General features: G+C 58.7%; 14 protein-coding genes and 2 tRNA genes. 1 reads left to right on the top strand and 15 read right to left on the bottom strand.

Features of this window, described 5'->3' with window-relative positions:
* Positions 1 to 54: 54 nt before the first annotated feature.
* The 9 genes from rimP to rlmE form a co-directional block, all read right to left on the bottom strand.
* Positions 55 to 513 carry a ribosome maturation factor RimP gene (gene rimP / locus PSH57_RS04100; protein ID WP_305387979.1) on the bottom strand — a complete coding sequence of 153 codons (459 nt, stop codon included), beginning with the start codon at positions 511 to 513 and terminating at the stop codon, positions 55 to 57.
* A gap of 140 nt (positions 514 to 653) precedes the next feature.
* Positions 654 to 730 (bottom strand) — tRNA-Met (locus PSH57_RS04095).
* Positions 731 to 827: 97 nt separating this feature from the next.
* Positions 828 to 913 (bottom strand) — tRNA-Leu (locus PSH57_RS04090).
* Positions 914 to 934: 21 nt separating this feature from the next.
* Positions 935 to 1,318, bottom strand: a complete 384-nt coding sequence (secG, locus tag PSH57_RS04085; RefSeq protein ID WP_256231729.1) for a preprotein translocase subunit SecG — start codon at positions 1,316 to 1,318, stop codon at positions 935 to 937.
* A gap of 4 nt (positions 1,319 to 1,322) precedes the next feature.
* Positions 1,323 to 2,078: a triose-phosphate isomerase gene (gene tpiA / locus PSH57_RS04080; RefSeq protein WP_305387978.1), complete on the bottom strand. Its 756-nt coding sequence runs from the start codon at positions 2,076 to 2,078 to the stop codon at positions 1,323 to 1,325.
* A gap of 66 nt (positions 2,079 to 2,144) precedes the next feature.
* The gene (glmM, locus tag PSH57_RS04075; RefSeq protein ID WP_305387977.1) at positions 2,145 to 3,482 is read right to left on the bottom strand and encodes a phosphoglucosamine mutase; all 1,338 of its coding nucleotides are present in this window, start codon (positions 3,480 to 3,482) and stop codon (positions 2,145 to 2,147) included.
* A 16-nt stretch (positions 3,483 to 3,498) separates the two neighbouring features.
* A complete protein-coding gene (gene folP / locus PSH57_RS04070) occupies positions 3,499 to 4,350 on the bottom strand; it encodes a dihydropteroate synthase (protein WP_305387975.1) in 852 nt (283 codons plus the stop codon).
* 8 nt (positions 4,351 to 4,358) lie between these two features.
* Entirely contained in the window at positions 4,359 to 6,272 is a 1,914-nt protein-coding gene (ftsH, locus tag PSH57_RS04065; protein WP_305387973.1) for an ATP-dependent zinc metalloprotease FtsH, read from the bottom strand.
* Positions 6,273 to 6,464: 192 nt separating this feature from the next.
* A complete protein-coding gene (rlmE, locus tag PSH57_RS04060) occupies positions 6,465 to 7,115 on the bottom strand; it encodes a 23S rRNA (uridine(2552)-2'-O)-methyltransferase RlmE (protein WP_047229060.1) in 651 nt (216 codons plus the stop codon).
* Between the two features lie 107 nt (positions 7,116 to 7,222).
* Here rlmE and PSH57_RS04055 point away from each other — a divergent pair, with 107 nt between their 5' ends.
* Positions 7,223 to 7,531 (top strand): YhbY family RNA-binding protein, encoded by a 309-nt coding sequence (locus tag PSH57_RS04055; protein ID WP_003177852.1) that lies wholly within the window; start codon positions 7,223 to 7,225, stop codon positions 7,529 to 7,531.
* Between the two features lie 10 nt (positions 7,532 to 7,541).
* Here PSH57_RS04055 and PSH57_RS04050 read toward each other — a convergent pair whose 3' ends face one another.
* The 6 genes from PSH57_RS04050 to dnaJ all read right to left on the bottom strand — a co-directional run bounded on the left by PSH57_RS04050 (position 7,542) and on the right by dnaJ (position 15,152).
* Positions 7,542 to 7,946, bottom strand: coding sequence for an MFS transporter (locus PSH57_RS04050; protein WP_305387972.1), 405 nt, complete (start codon positions 7,944 to 7,946; stop codon positions 7,542 to 7,544).
* Positions 7,947 to 7,974: 28 nt separating this feature from the next.
* The gene (greA, locus tag PSH57_RS04045) at positions 7,975 to 8,451 is read right to left on the bottom strand and encodes a transcription elongation factor GreA (protein WP_305390284.1); all 477 of its coding nucleotides are present in this window, start codon (positions 8,449 to 8,451) and stop codon (positions 7,975 to 7,977) included.
* 2 nt (positions 8,452 to 8,453) lie between these two features.
* A complete protein-coding gene (carB, locus tag PSH57_RS04040) occupies positions 8,454 to 11,675 on the bottom strand; it encodes a carbamoyl-phosphate synthase large subunit (RefSeq protein WP_305444836.1) in 3,222 nt (1,073 codons plus the stop codon).
* A gap of 105 nt (positions 11,676 to 11,780) precedes the next feature.
* On the bottom strand, positions 11,781 to 12,917 hold the full coding sequence (carA, locus tag PSH57_RS04035) for a glutamine-hydrolyzing carbamoyl-phosphate synthase small subunit (protein ID WP_305387970.1): 1,137 nt from the start codon (positions 12,915 to 12,917) through the stop codon (positions 11,781 to 11,783).
* 294 nt (positions 12,918 to 13,211) lie between these two features.
* Positions 13,212 to 14,018 (bottom strand): 4-hydroxy-tetrahydrodipicolinate reductase, encoded by an 807-nt coding sequence (gene dapB / locus PSH57_RS04030; RefSeq protein WP_305387969.1) that lies wholly within the window; start codon positions 14,016 to 14,018, stop codon positions 13,212 to 13,214.
* A gap of 9 nt (positions 14,019 to 14,027) precedes the next feature.
* Positions 14,028 to 15,152, bottom strand: a complete 1,125-nt coding sequence (gene dnaJ, locus PSH57_RS04025; protein ID WP_047229065.1) for a molecular chaperone DnaJ — start codon at positions 15,150 to 15,152, stop codon at positions 14,028 to 14,030.
* Positions 15,153 to 15,281 lie beyond the last annotated feature (129 nt).

The raw sequence follows: 15,281 nt of genomic DNA, 5'->3' as shown, positions 1-15,281 counted from the left end.
GCCTCGCCTTTCGCAAGCCATTGGATCCGCGGGATCCGCAGTATCTGGCACGTATCAGTCAAAACTGGGAATAATGTTGGCCTTGTCGATCATATCGATCGGCAACAGGAACTCATGGTCTTCTACCTGCACCACGACGTCCTGCTCTTCTACACCGCGCAGAAGGCCTTGAAAGTTGCGTCGACCTTCGAAAGGCGAGCGCAGCTTGATCTTCACTTGTTCACCGGCAAACGAAGCGAACTGTTCAAGGGAGAACAGAGGGCGTTCCATGCCAGGCGAGGAAACTTCAAGGGTGTATTCGGAGGTGATTGGATCTTCGACATCCAATACACCGCTGATCTGACGGCTGACGATGGCGCAGTCATCCACCAATACGCCGCCTTCCTTATCGATATAAACGCGCAACAGTGAGTGGCGACCTTGAGCCGAAAACTCAATACCCCAGCATTCATAGCCAAGGGCCACGACCACCGGGGCCAACAAGGCCTGCAACTGTTCTAGCTTGCTCGACACCTGAACCCCCTCGTGCATGTTTGTGCATGCTGTGCAAATAAAAAAAAATGGGCGAATAGCCCATCCCTGAAACGCCGTTGAACAGCGGCGTTATAAAGTGTCCAGCTAACAAAAAGCCCCTTGGAAGGGGCCCCTGAAACTGGTTGCGGGAGCCGGATTTGAACCGACGACCTTCGGGTTATGAGCCCGACGAGCTACCAGACTGCTCCATCCCGCGACAAAGCTGGGGCGGAAGTATACGACCGATCCCTTACAGGGTCAATGTAACCCTTCCACCTACAAGAAAGCCCGCAATCGCGGGCTCTCCTGATAATTGGTACCGAGAAGGGGACTCGAACCCCTACACCCTATGGGCACAACCACCTCAAGGTTGCGTGTCTACCAATTCCACCACCTCGGCAATACAGCGTTTGAAACCTTCTTACTTCTGCTCTTGAGCTGGAGGTACGTCAGTCGCCGGATTGGCCGACTGTTGCTCTTGAAGCACCGGAACATCATCAGAAGCCGGCTGTTGCTTTGGCACTTCCAACACTGCCGGGTTTGGTAAACCTACTTGAGTCAGCTCTTGAGCCTTCTCTTTAGCAAAGTAACCTAACCCCAAGCTGGTTATGAAGAAACCGGCGGCGAGTATAGCAGTAAGTTTACTAAGAAAGGTAGAGGAACCTTGGCTTCCGAACACAGTATTTGAAGCACCTGCACCGAAAGACGCACCAGCATCCGCACCTTTACCCTGCTGCAGCAATACCAGGGCAACTACACCCAATGCACCCAGCAGATGAAAAACGACTACGACTGTTTCCAGCATTTTTTCAGTTTCCCGCGGCGCGACAGATCGCACCGAACTCATCTGCATTCAGGGACGCTCCACCAATGAGCCCCCCATCGATATCCGGCATGCCGAACAGTTCGACCGCATTGGCCGCCTTCACGCTGCCGCCGTATAGAAGTCGCACACCTCGTGCCACCTCAGAATTCTCTGCCGCCAACTGCGCGCGGATGGCGGCGTGCACATCCTGCGCCTGTTGCGGCGAAGCAGTCAGCCCGGTGCCAATGGCCCAGACCGGCTCGTAAGCTATGACTGCCTTTGCAAAAGCACCGACACCCAGATCCTCAATGATACTGCCCAGCTGACGCCCGACAACCTCAAGGGTCTTCCCGGCCTCACGCTGTTCAAGGGTTTCCCCTACGCACAACACCGGAATCAGACCACTGCCCTGAGCCGCAGCAAACTTGCGAATCAGAGCCTTGTCCTGCTCACCCATGATCATGCGACGCTCAGAGTGCCCGACCAAGACCAGGGAACAGCCTGCATCCACCAGCTGACTCGGCGCGATTTCACCAGTCAATGCGCCCTGCATGGATTCCACCGCGGAATTCTGTGCACCAACCGCAATCGACTTGCCTTTCAAGCCATCAACCACTTGATTGATATACAGGCAAGGCGGGAATACCGCGACGTCAACACCGCTTGACAAGGCCAGATGACGAAGGCCTTTGATCAGCTCAGCGACGCTGGCGCGGGTACCGTGCATCTTCCAGTTACCAGCTACCATAGGGCGACGCATGCTGTACCTCGTCGGTCAAAGTGGGCGCAGATGTTACCCAACCGATTGATGACTGGCAAGCCGAATTCAGGCAGAAACTTCAGTAACAAGCTTCGCCAGCTCTTCAGCATAACCGCGGACCTGTGCTTCATCCTCGCCTTCGACCATGACCCGCACCAACGGCTCGGTACCCGACTTGCGCAGTAGCACGCGCCCACGCCCGGCCATAGCCTGCGTTACACGCTCGCCGGCCTGCTTGACCTTCGCATGCTCGAGAGGATTCACACCGCCACCGAAACGCACGTTGATCAACACTTGCGGGCATTTGCGCAATGCCTGGCGCGACTGTGCGAGCCCTTCGTTACGCGCCTTGAGCGCCATCAGCACTTGCAGGGCCGCAATGATCGCATCACCCGTGGTGGTATGGTCGAAGCACACGATGTGACCGGAGTTCTCGCCCCCGATCACCCAGTTGCGCTCCAGCAGCTCCGAAATCACGTAGCGGTCGCCCACATTGGCTCGCACGAACGGGATATCCAGGTCCGCCAGGGCCAGTTCGAGGCCGAGGTTGCTCATCAACGTACCGACCACGCCGCCCTGCAGCTTGCCACGCCCATGCAGGTCGCGAGCAATGATGAACAGCAGCTCGTCACCATCGACGACCGTACCGGTATGATCAACCATCAGGACCCGATCACCGTCGCCATCGAAAGCGATCCCGAGATCGGCCTGCTCGGCCAGCACCGCAGCCTGCAACGCCTCGGTATGGGTGGAGCCACAGTTGTCATTGATGTTCAGACCGTTAGGCTGCGCGGAAAGCACCACCACCTCGGCGCCCAGCTCGCGAAAGACGCTCGGCGCGACCTTATAGGTTGCCCCGTGGGCGCAATCGACGACGATTTTCAGGCCAGAAAAACTGGTGCCGGTCGGCACACTGCCTTTGCAGAACTCGATGTAACGACCCGACGCATCGTTGATCCGCGACACTTTGCCGATCTTGCTCGACTCAACCACAGTCATCGGCGTGTCCAGCAGCTCTTCGATCATCAGCTCGATATCATCCGGCAGCTTGGTGCCCTGGCCGGAGAAGAACTTAATGCCGTTGTCATCATGCGGGTTGTGCGAAGCACTGATCACGATGCCTGCCTGGGCCTGGAACGTACGCGTCAGGTAGGCAATAGCCGGCGTCGGCATCGGCCCCAACAGCATCACATCGGCGCCCGCCGAGGTCAGGCCAGCCTCAAGCGCCGATTCGAACATGTAGCCGGAAATTCGCGTGTCCTTGCCAACCAGCACTTTGCAGGCACCCATCTTGCGGAACGCCATACCGGCAGCCCAACCGAGCTTGAGCATGAAATCAGGGGTAATGGGGTATTCGCCGACCCGACCACGAATACCGTCGGTGCCAAAGTATTTCTTGCTCATAAGTGCTCCGTCATTCTTATTCGGCTGAATCCACTGCTGCGATCATCCGCACAACATCCATCGTTTCGGCCACATCATGCACCCGCAATATGCGCGCACCTTTTGTAATGGCCAGTGCCGCCAGCGCAAGACCGCCGTACAGGCGCTCCCCCACGGGGCGACCCAGGGCATTGCCTATCATGCTCTTTCGCGAAACGCCGACCAACAGGGGCCGCCCCAGGGCATGTAAAGCTTGCATATGTTTGAACAGGCTCAGGTTGTGAGCCAGTGTTTTGGCAAAGCCGAACCCGGGATCAAGAATGATCCGCTGCGCAGGAATGCCTGCGACGGCACATTGATCCAGGCGTTCTACCAGAAACTCACCGACTTCTCTAACCACATCATGATAGTGCGGGTCGTTCTGCATGGTTCCGGGCTCGCCCAGCATATGCATCAGGCACACCGGCAACCCCGTAGCCGCAGCGGCATCCAGGGCACCCTCGCGCTGCAAGGAACGAACGTCGTTGATCAGCCCCGCTCCAAGTCGCGCCGTTTCACGAATGACCGCTGGCGTGGATGTATCCACCGAGATTATGACATCAAGCTCGCGGTGGATGCGCTCGACAATCGGCGCCACACGCTCCAGCTCTTCGGTAGGCGAAACCGCCCGCGCGCCTGGTCGGGTCGACTCACCGCCGACATCGATCAGTGTCGCGCCCGCGGCGACCATGGCCTCGGCATGCCGCAACGCAGCATCAAGCTGACTGAATCGACCGCCGTCGGAAAAGGAATCGGGAGTGACATTGAGGATGCCCATGACATGGACATGGGACAAATCAAGAACCCGATTGCCGCAAGGCAACCGGGTTGAGGACTGAACAGAAGTCATTTCAAGCCTTAAACGTCAGCAGCCGGACCGCCAATCGGTGTTTCCGGACGCTCGCCCTGTACCGCTGGAGGCGTACCCGACGTACCGGTGCCGCCGCCGGACCAGTCACGAGGCTCGCGAGGCGAGCGACCTGCCATGATGTCGTCGATCTGCTCGGCGTCAATGGTTTCATACTTCATCAGGGCATCAGCCATGGCGTCGAGCTTGTCACGGTTGTCCGTGAGGATCTGCTTGGCGGTGCCATAGCACTGATCGATGATGCTACGCACCTCGGAGTCGATCAGCTTTGCCGTCTCACCGGAGAAACTTGCGTGCTGACCGCCACCACCGCGACCAAGGAACACCTCACCCTCTTCTTCAGCGTACATCAGCGGACCCAGTTTCTCGGACAGACCCCACTTGGTGACCATGTTCCGGGCGATCTGGCTGGCACGCATGATGTCGTTGGACGCGCCCGTGGTTACACCGTCAAAGCCCAGCGTCATTTCTTCCGCAATACGGCCGCCGTAGAGCGAACATATCTGGCTGATCAGCGCACGCTTGGACAGGCTGTAACGATCCTCTTCCGGCAGGAACATGGTCACACCCAAGGCACGACCGCGCGGAATGATCGAGACCTTGTAGACCGGATCATGCTCGGGCACCACACGACCAACGATCGCGTGACCCGCTTCGTGGTACGCCGTGTTCTGCTTTTCTTTCTCGGACATGACCATGGATTTGCGCTCCGCGCCCATCATGATCTTGTCCTTGGCCAGTTCGAACTCTTTCATTTCAACGACACGCTTGCCGGTACGAGCAGCGAACAGCGACGCCTCGTTAACCAGGTTCGCAAGGTCGGCACCGGAAAAACCCGGTGTACCACGAGCGATCACTGCCGGAGCGACATCGTCACCCATTGGCACCTTACGCATATGAACCTTGAGGATCTGCTCACGACCGCGGATGTCCGGCAGCCCCACCACAACCTGGCGGTCAAAACGGCCAGGACGCAACAGCGCAGGGTCGAGCACGTCCGGACGGTTGGTGGCGGCAATCACGATGATGCCGTCATTCATTTCGAAACCGTCCATCTCGACCAGCAATTGGTTGAGGGTCTGCTCGCGCTCGTCGTGACCACCACCCATGCCGGCGCCACGATGGCGACCGACCGCGTCGATTTCGTCGATGAAGATGATGCAAGGCGCGTGTTTCTTGGCCTGTTCGAACATGTCACGAACACGACTGGCACCCACGCCGACGAACATTTCAACGAAGTCGGAACCGGAAATCGTGAAGAACGGCACTTTGGCTTCGCCGGCAATCGCTTTGGCCAGCAAGGTTTTACCGGTACCCGGAGGACCGACCATCAGCACGCCGCGCGGGATACGGCCGCCCAGGCGCTGGAACTTGCCCGGATCACGCAGGAATTCAACCAGCTCGCCGACCTCTTCCTTGGCCTCGTCGCAACCAGCGACATCGGCCAGGGTGGTCTTCACCTGGTCTTCAGAGAGCAGTCGGGCCTTGCTTTTGCCGAAACTCATCGGCCCGCCCTTGCCACCGGCACCGCCCTGCATCTGGCGCATGAAGAACATGAACACCGCGATGATCACCAGGATCGGGAAGCTGGCCACCAGAAGCTGGGTCCAGATGCTCTGCTGCTCAGGTTGCTTGCCTTCGACCACGACATGATTGTCCACCAGGTCGCCGATCAGGCCGTTGTCCTGAATCGCCGGACGAATGGTCTTGAAGCTGTCGCCATCGGTGCGCTTGCCGGTAATCACATAACCGTCGACGGCAACGCGCTCGACCTTGCCATCCTTGACTTGCTGGATGAAGTCGGAATAGTTGAGGGTCTGCGGCTCGTTAGGGCTGGAGAAGTTGTTCATCACAGTCACAAGGACAGCAGCGATGATCAACCACAGGATCAGATTCTTTGCCATATCGTTCAATTAACTACCCTCTGAAGCAAGCTCCGCTACTGGCGCGCGCTTCGCATGATATTCACCGGCCTAACTTACTACATTACCTACGACTCTGGCAGGCGCCGTCTGTAACCCTTTGTGAAACTCTGACCGCGTAATTTTCGTAACACGGCTCTTACAAGGCGAGACAAAAAAAACTATCGGCCTTTATCAAAGACGCTCATCACTGGCTGCGCCTTCGATTCCGCGAAAGCCCCGCGCCAGCAGATACTGCTCACGAGAGCGATCGCGCGACGACAATGGCTTGCGCATCTGCACCTTGTCGAACAGCTTGCGCATCCCCTTGTGGTATTCATCAAAACCTTCACCCTGGAAGACCTTGATCAAAAAATCACCACCCGGGCGCAACACCCGCCCGGCAAGATCCAGGGCCAGCTCGCTGAGGAACATTGCCCGAGGCATGTCGACAGCTGCCAATCCACTCATATTGGGGGCCATATCGGAAATCACAAGGTCAACCTGCGTATTTCCGACCGCCTCGAGAATCTGCGCCAGCACGGCATCTTCCGTGAAATCGCCCTGGATGAAGGTCACGTCGGGGATGCTGTCCATTTCCAGAATATCGGAAGCAATCAATCGTCCCTGACCGCCGATCAGACGACTGGTCACCTGAGACCACCCCCCTGGCGCGGCACCGAGGTCGATCACGGTCATGCCAGGGCGGATCAGACGATCCTTTTCCTGAATTTCGAGCAATTTATAGCTGGCACGAGAACGATAGCCGTCTTTTTGCGCCATTTTGACGTACGGATCGTTGAAATGCTCTCTGAGCCAGTTCTGGCTAGTCTTGGAACGGGCCACGGGCCACCTCTAAAAAATAAAACGGGTCGTGATTAACTGGGCGGTCCCGGACTCGCTCGGGTAAACTGGCCGCCGCTTTTTACAAGATCAGACGCAGGGGTCAGATTATGCCGCTCACTCAAGAGCAGAAGAAACAATACAAATCCATTGGCCACCATCTGAAACCGGTTTTGACTGTGGCTGACAACGGTTTGACTGAAGGTGTTCTAGCTGAACTGGAACGCGCCTTGGGCGATCATGAGCTTATCAAGATCAAGCTCAATATTCTCGATCGCGAAGCCCGCCTGGCTGCCGTTGCCGAACTGTGCAAGACCGGCAAGGCAGACCTGGTGCAGGTCATCGGCAAGATGGCACTGATTTATCGCAAGAATTTCAGCGTCAACAAACAACTGTCGAACGTTCACCGCTTCAAGTAATGCCAAAGGGTCAAGGGTGCGCTTCGCGCGCCCTGCTGCTCCATCCGGGTACTGGTTGCAACACCAGCACCAGCCCGGAAAAGCCCAGCACCAGGTAACTGAATACCTGCCACAGGTTCGCATCCGGCCAGCCGAGACGCACAGCAAGAAACATCCCGCACGCATACAACGACATGAGCAGCAACTGCCCACGAATGTCGCGCCATAGACTGTCAAGGCCCTCGGCCTGAACCAGCACCAAAGCCTGAAACACTACGCATGCCGAGGAAAAACCCACCAGAAGCGACGTCAGCATAGCTGCGATTTCATCGATGAGCAGCGGCGCCAGGCCGACTCGACCCAGCACCGGCAGCAAACCGACATGCAACAACCAAACGCCGCCCACCCACAACATCTGGGTGAGCTGCCAGATCATGGCGCCGGCTCGCAGCGGACGCCTTCGTTCAGATGTGACGGACTTCGACAATCTCATACTCGATGACACCACCCGGCGTCTTCACAGCCACCACATCACCCTCTTCCTTGGCAATCAAGGCGCGAGCAATGGGAGAACCGACAGAAATCTTGCCGAGCTTGATGTCTGCCTCGTCCTCACCAACGATCTGGTAGGTGACGCTCTCATCGGTCTCAACGTTAGCGATTTCCACTGTGGTGCCAAAAATGACCTTGCCGGTATGTGGGATCGTCGTGACATCGATGATCACGGCATTCTGCATGCGACCTTCGATATCACGGACACGCGCCTCGACCATACCCTGCTCCTCGCGGGCAGCATGGTACTCGGCGTTCTCCTTGAGATCGCCCAGCTCACGCGCTTCACCAATCGCCTGGCTCAAGCGCGGACGCTCGACCTTGGTCAGGTGAGCGTGTTCTTCTTCCAGGGCCTTGGCGCCCTGAACAGTCATCGGGTACTTGGTTATGCTCATGCCTTCAATCCTGCATGTAGATCCTGCACGCGACGCACGGTCTTCTCGGGACCGAACTTGAGCGCTTCACAGATAGCTTCGCCCGCAGCAATGGTCGTGGTGCAGTAAATCTTGTGCTGCAGCGCGTTGCGACGAATGGAATACGAATCGGCGATCGACTGGCGACCTTCAGTGGTGTTGATGATCAGCGTGACTTCGTCATTCTTGATCATGTCGACCACGTGCGGACGCCCCTCGGTCACCTTGTTCACGCGGCGCACCTTCAAGCCAGCCGCCTCGATCAGTTTGGCGGTACCGGCAGTGGCGACCACTTCGAAGCCCAAGTTGATCAGATCACGGGCCACACCTGCAACCAGCGGCTTATCGTCATCACGCACGCTGATGAACGCCGTGCCGCCAGTCGGTAGCACTTCGCTGGCGCCCATCTGGGCCTTGGCAAAAGCTTCGCCGAAGGTATCGCCCACGCCCATGACTTCGCCGGTGGACTTCATTTCAGGGCCGAGGATCGGGTCCACGCCGGGGAACTTGGCGAACGGGAACACCGCTTCTTTGACGCTGTAGAAGTTCGGAATGATTTCCTTGGTGAAGTTCAGCTCTTTCAGGGTCTTACCGGCCATCACCCGCGCAGCGATCATCGCCAGGGAAACACCGATGCACTTGGAGACGAACGGTACGGTACGGGAAGCGCGCGGGTTGACCTCAATGACGTAGATGTCCTCGCCCTGCAAGGCCAGTTGCACGTTCATCAGGCCGACCACACCCAGTTCCAGGGCCATTTTCTTGACCTGCTCGCGCATTTCGTCCTGGATGTGAGCCGGCAACGAATAAGGCGGCAGCGAACAGGCGGAGTCACCGGAGTGAACACCGGCCTGCTCGATGTGCTGCATGATCGCGCCGATCACCACGTCCTTGCCGTCACAGACCGCATCCACGTCCATTTCGATGGCGCAGTTGAGGAAGTGATCCAGCAGCACCGGGCTGTCATTGGACACCTGAACCGCTTCACGCAGGTAGCGCTTGAGTTCGTCTTCCTGGTAAACGATTTCCATCGCCCGACCGCCCAGTACATAGGACGGACGTACCACCAGCGGATAGCCGATCTTGGCGGCGGCGCGAATCGCTTCGTCTTCGCTGCGCACGGTAGCGTTAGGCGGCTGACGCAGGTTCAGACGCTCGACCATCTGCTGGAAGCGCTCACGGTCTTCGGCACGGTCGATGGCATCCGGACTGGTCCCGATGATCGGCACGCCGGCCGCTTCAAGAGCACGCGCGAGTTTCAGAGGGGTCTGGCCACCGTACTGGACGATCACGCCTTTTGGCTTCTCGACGCGGACGATTTCCAGCACGTCTTCCAGGGTCACTGGTTCGAAATACAGGCGATCGGAGGTGTCGTAGTCGGTGGACACGGTTTCCGGGTTGCAGTTGACCATGATGGTCTCGTACCCGTCCTCGCGCAGGGCCAGTGCCGCGTGCACGCAGCAGTAGTCAAACTCGATGCCCTGGCCGATCCGGTTAGGACCGCCGCCCAGGATCATGATCTTGTCACGAGTCGACGGCGCGGCTTCACACTCTTCTTCGTACGTGGAGTACAGGTAAGCGGTGTCGGTGGCGAATTCGGCGGCGCAGGTGTCAACGCGCTTGTAGACTGGGAACACGTCAAGCTTGTGACGATGAGCCCGCAGGCTCTTCTCGGTCACACCCAGCAATTTTGCCAGGCGCATGTCGGAGAAGCCCTTGCGCTTGAGGCGGAACATCGTGTCGTGGTCGATGCTGGACATGCTCAGGGTCTTGACCTTCTCTTCTTCCTTGATCAGATCTTCGATCTGTACCAGGAACCAAGGGTCGATCATGTTCATGCCGAAGATCTGCTCGACGGTCATGCCGGCACGGAAGGCGTCCGCCACGTACCAGATCCGCTCGGCGCCCGGCACGGTCAGCTCACGCTTGAGCTCACTCATGGCGTCCGGGTGGCTCAGATCCAGCTTCGGATCGAGGCCGCAAACACCCACTTCCAGACCACGAAGGGCTTTCTGCAGGGACTCCTGGAAAGTCCGGCCGATGGCCATGACTTCACCGACCGACTTCATCTGAGTGGTCAGGCGGGCGTCGGCCTTGGCGAACTTCTCAAAGGCGAAACGTGGCAGCTTGGTGACGACGTAGTCGATGGACGGCTCGAAAGACGCCGGGGTCTTGCCACCGGTGATGTCGTTCGACAATTCGTCCAGGGTGTAACCCACAGCCAGCTTGGCCGCGACCTTGGCGATTGGGAAGCCGGTGGCTTTCGAGGCCAGGGCCGAGGAGCGGGATACCCGTGGGTTCATCTCGATGACCACCATGCGACCGGTGTTCGGGCAGATGCCGAACTGGACGTTGGAGCCGCCGGTTTCCACGCCGATCTCGCGCAGTACCGCCAGGGAGGCGTTACGCAGGATCTGGTATTCCTTGTCCGTCAGGGTCTGGGCTGGTGCGACGGTGATGGAGTCACCGGTGTGCACGCCCATCGGGTCGAAGTTTTCGATGGAGCAGACGATGATGCAGTTGTCCTTTTTATCGCGGACAACTTCCATTTCATATTCTTTCCAGCCGATCAAGGATTCGTCAATCAGCAGCTCTTTGGTTGGCGACAGATCCAGGCCACGAGCGCAGATTTCTTCGAACTCTTCACGGTTGTAAGCGATGCCGCCACCAGTGCCGCCCATAGTGAACGACGGGCGGATGATGCATGGAAAGCCGAGGCGCTCCAGGACGGCGTTGGCTTCTTCCATGCTGTGGGCGATGCCCGAGCGTGGGCAGTCCAGGCCGATGGATTTCATTGCCTTGTCGAAGCGCGAACGGTCTTCGGCCTTGTCGATGGTGTCGGCGTTGGCGCCGATCATTTCCACACCGAATTTTTCCAGGACGCCTTCACGCTCCAGGTCCAGGGCGCAGTTCAATGCAGTCTGGCCACCCATGGTCGGCAGCAATGCGTCCGGACGTTCCTTTTCGATGATCTTGGCAACGGTCTGCCACTTGATCGGCTCGATGTAGGTGGCGTCGGCCATGGCCGGGTCGGTCATGATGGTGGCCGGGTTGGAGTTCACCAGGATGACGCGATAACCCTCTTCGCGCAGGGCTTTACAGGCCTGGGCGCCGGAGTAGTCGAATTCGCAGGCCTGGCCGATCACGATCGGGCCAGCGCCGAGAATCAGGATGCTTTTTATGTCTGTACGTTTTGGCATGGGTTTGTCACTCAAATCCGCAGGTCAGTCGGCTAGGCCGTCGAACAATCTTTGCAGCGCCCAAGGGGACCACCGGTTTCGGGGCCGCCCTCGGGCTTCACGCGGTCAGCGTCGCTTGGCCATCTCGGTGATGAAGCGATCGAACAGCGGCGCTACATCGTTCGGGCCCGGGCTCGCTTCAGGGTGGCCCTGGAAGCTGAATGCGCTCTTGTCGGTACGCTCGATGCCTTGCAGCGTGCCATCGAACAGCGACTTATGGATCGCCCGCACGTTTGCCGGCAGGGTCGCTTCATCCACCGCAAAGCCGTGGTTCTGGCTGGTGATCATCACCACACCAGTATCCAGGTCCTGGACCGGGTGGTTGGCACCGTGGTGGCCGTGACCCATTTTCAAGGTCTTGGCACCCGACGCGAGGGCCAGCAACTGATGACCGAGGCAGATGCCGAACACCGGAATCTCGGTTTCCAGCACGTCCTTGATCGCCTGGATAGCGTAGTCGCAAGGCTCGGGGTCACCCGGACCGTTGGACAGGAACACGCCGTCAGGACTGAGGGCCAGGACATCTGCCGCCGGGGTTTGCGCTGGCACCACGGTCACGCGGCAACCACGCTCAACGAGCATGCGCAGGATGTTGAGCTTGACGCCGTAGTCGTAGGCAACCACGTGGTATGGCAGCTCGGAAGCTTCGATCGTCGCGTGGCTGTCGGTTTTCAGGTCCCAGACCGTGGAGCGCCACTCGTACTGCTTCTTGGTGCTGACGACTTTCGCCAGATCCATGCCTTTAAGGCCAGGGAAGCCCTGGGCAGCGGCGATGGCGGCTTCTTCGGTGATGTTGTCACCAGCCATGATGCAGCCGTTCTGCGCGCCTTTCTCACGAAGGATGCGGGTCAGGCGACGGGTGTCGATACCGGCGATTGCCACAACATTGTTGGCTTTCAGGTAGTCGGACAGGGACATGGTGTTACGCCAGTTGCTCGCTACCAGCGGCAGGTCACGGATGACCAGGCCGGCGGACCAGACACGATCGGACTCGGCATCTTGCGGCGTAGTGCCGGTGTTGCCGATGTGCGGGTAAGTCAAAGTAACGATTTGCTGGGCGTAGGAAGGATCGGTAAGAATTTCCTGATAGCCGGTCATTGCGGTGTTAAACACCACCTCACCAACGGTCTGGCCGTCGGCTCCAATGGCTTCGCCGCGAAAGATGCTGCCATCAGCAAGGGCGAGTATGGCTGGCTTAGTCAAGAAGACCTCCCGTAAATAAAGCCTGAAAGGGCGATCGCAGGTTGTAAAAAAGCGGAGTGACGTATGGACACGTCACCCCGCTTGTTCACTGAATTATTCTGCGCGCTTTTAGTGGACACACTAAAGCTGTAGCTTACAGAAAAAGGCTTTTTTGGTCCACCGCTAATGAGCCTTAAAGGCAGGGGAATGCGACAGGTCGTCGCGAGGCGGTGTAAAACGGGGCTCAGTATAACCTGAACCCCGCTTTCTGGTGCTGCGCCTGGCAAAAGGTTTGCGAGACAGCACACCGAAACATCAACGCAGGTCGAGAACATCCTGCATGTCGTACAGACCAGCCTCGCGACCATCCAGCCACAACGCGGCACGCACCGCCCCCTTGGCGAAGGTCATCCGGCTTGACGCCTTGTGAGTGATCTCCAGACGCTCGCCCTCAGTGGCGAACAGCACGGTGTGATCCCCCACCACATCACCACCACGAACCGTGGCGAAACCGATGGTGTCTCGCTCACGGGCACCGGTATGCCCTTCGCGCCCGTAGACAGCCACCTTCTGCAGATCGCGCCCCAAGGCCTCGGCAATCACTTCGCCCATGCGCAGAGCCGTGCCCGAAGGCGCGTCGATCTTGTGCCGGTGGTGAGCTTCGATGATTTCGATATCCGCATCGTCACCCAGGACCCGAGCGGCCAGATCCAACAGCTTGAGCGACAGGTTCACACCTACGCTGAAGTTCGCGGCAAACACGATCGGAATATCTTTGCCAGCCTCGGCCAGCAACTGCTTTTGCGCAGCATCCAGCCCGGTCGTGCCAATGACCATGGCCTTGCCATGCTTGCGGCAAATGGCAAGGTTTTTCAGCATCACTTGCGGCAAGGTGAAGTCGATCAGGACATCGAACTCATCCAAGACCTTCTCCAGGCCACCGGACATCGGGACGCCGATACGCCCCAACGATGCCAGCTCACCCGCATCAGCACCGACCAGCGTACTGTCGGGCCGGACGATAGCGGCTGTCAGCCCCGAGAGCGGCGAGCGCTGCTGCACCGCCTCGACCAACGCCTTGCCCATGCGCCCGGCAGCGCCCATCACAGCTATACGTCGCATGCGAGCTCCTTACAGATCGCCGAAGAAGCGCTTCACGCCTTCGAACCACCCCGTGGTTTTCGGGGAGTGGCTATTGTCATCCGCCAGGGAGCTGCGGAATTCCTCCAGCAGTTCGCGCTGACGCCGGCTCAGATTGACCGGAGTTTCCACCGCAACACGGCACATCAGGTCACCCGCACCGCCGCCACGCACCGGCGCGACACCCTTGCCGCGAATCCGGAACTGCTTGCCGGTTTGCGTGCCCTCGGGGATTTTCAGCTTCACGCGACCATCGAGGGTCGGGATCTCAAGCTCACCGCCCAAGGCCGCATCGACGAAACTGATCGGCACTTCGCAGAACAGATGCTTACCGTCGCGCTGGAAAATAGCGTGCTCGCGCACATTGATGACCACGTACAAGTCGCCAGTCGGACCGCCCTGGGCACCCGCCTCGCCTTCGCCTGACAAACGAATGCGGTCACCGGTATCGACACCGGCCGGCACTTTCACCGACAGCGTCTTGTACTCTTCGACTCGCCCTTCGCCGTGGCAGGAATCGCACGGATCGGAAATGATCTTGCCTTGGCCATGGCAACGCGGGCAGGTCTGCTGCACAGAGAAGAAACCCTGCTGCATGCGCACCTGACCGATGCCGCCGCAAGTCGGGCAAGTGACGGGCGAGGAGCCCTTCTTGGCGCCCGAACCGTCACATGGCTTGCAATTGACCAGCGTGGGAACGCGGATGTTGACGGTGGTACCGCGCACCGCCTCTTCCAGGTTCAACTCCAGCGTGTAGCGCAAATCGCTGCCACGCTGGGCGCCGCCACGAGCACCACCGCGACCGCCACCGAAGAAATCGCTGAACACGTCGCCAAAAATATCGGAGAAGTTTTGCCCGCCAAAACCGGCACCGCCGCCACCCATGCTCGGGTCGACGCCGGCATGACCGTATTGGTCGTAAGCCGCACGCTTGCTGGAATCGGACAGTACTTCGTAAGCCTCGTTGGCTTCCTTGAACAACTCTTCCGACGCTTTGTCGTCGGGATTACGGTCCGGGTGGTGCTTCATTGCCAGGCGACGGTAGGCCTTCTTCAGGTCCGCGTCGCTTGAACCACGCTCGACACCCAATACTTCGTAATAGTCACGCTTTGCCATTAGTCTTTGCACTCTTGTAGGACGTTCGGCAAACCTCTCCTGAGCCTCGCCAAACTCGTTGAGCCCCAATACAGGCCCGGACCCAACTCACGTCGATTCAACGATCCTGGTCTTAAACTTTCAGCCAGG

The organism is Pseudomonas hefeiensis (genome assembly GCF_030687835.1).
GTDB classification, from domain to species: Bacteria; Pseudomonadota; Gammaproteobacteria; order Pseudomonadales; family Pseudomonadaceae; genus Aquipseudomonas; species Aquipseudomonas hefeiensis.
The sequence above is the reverse complement of the archived record's forward strand: the minus strand, read 5'-3'. Positions and strand labels throughout refer to the sequence as shown.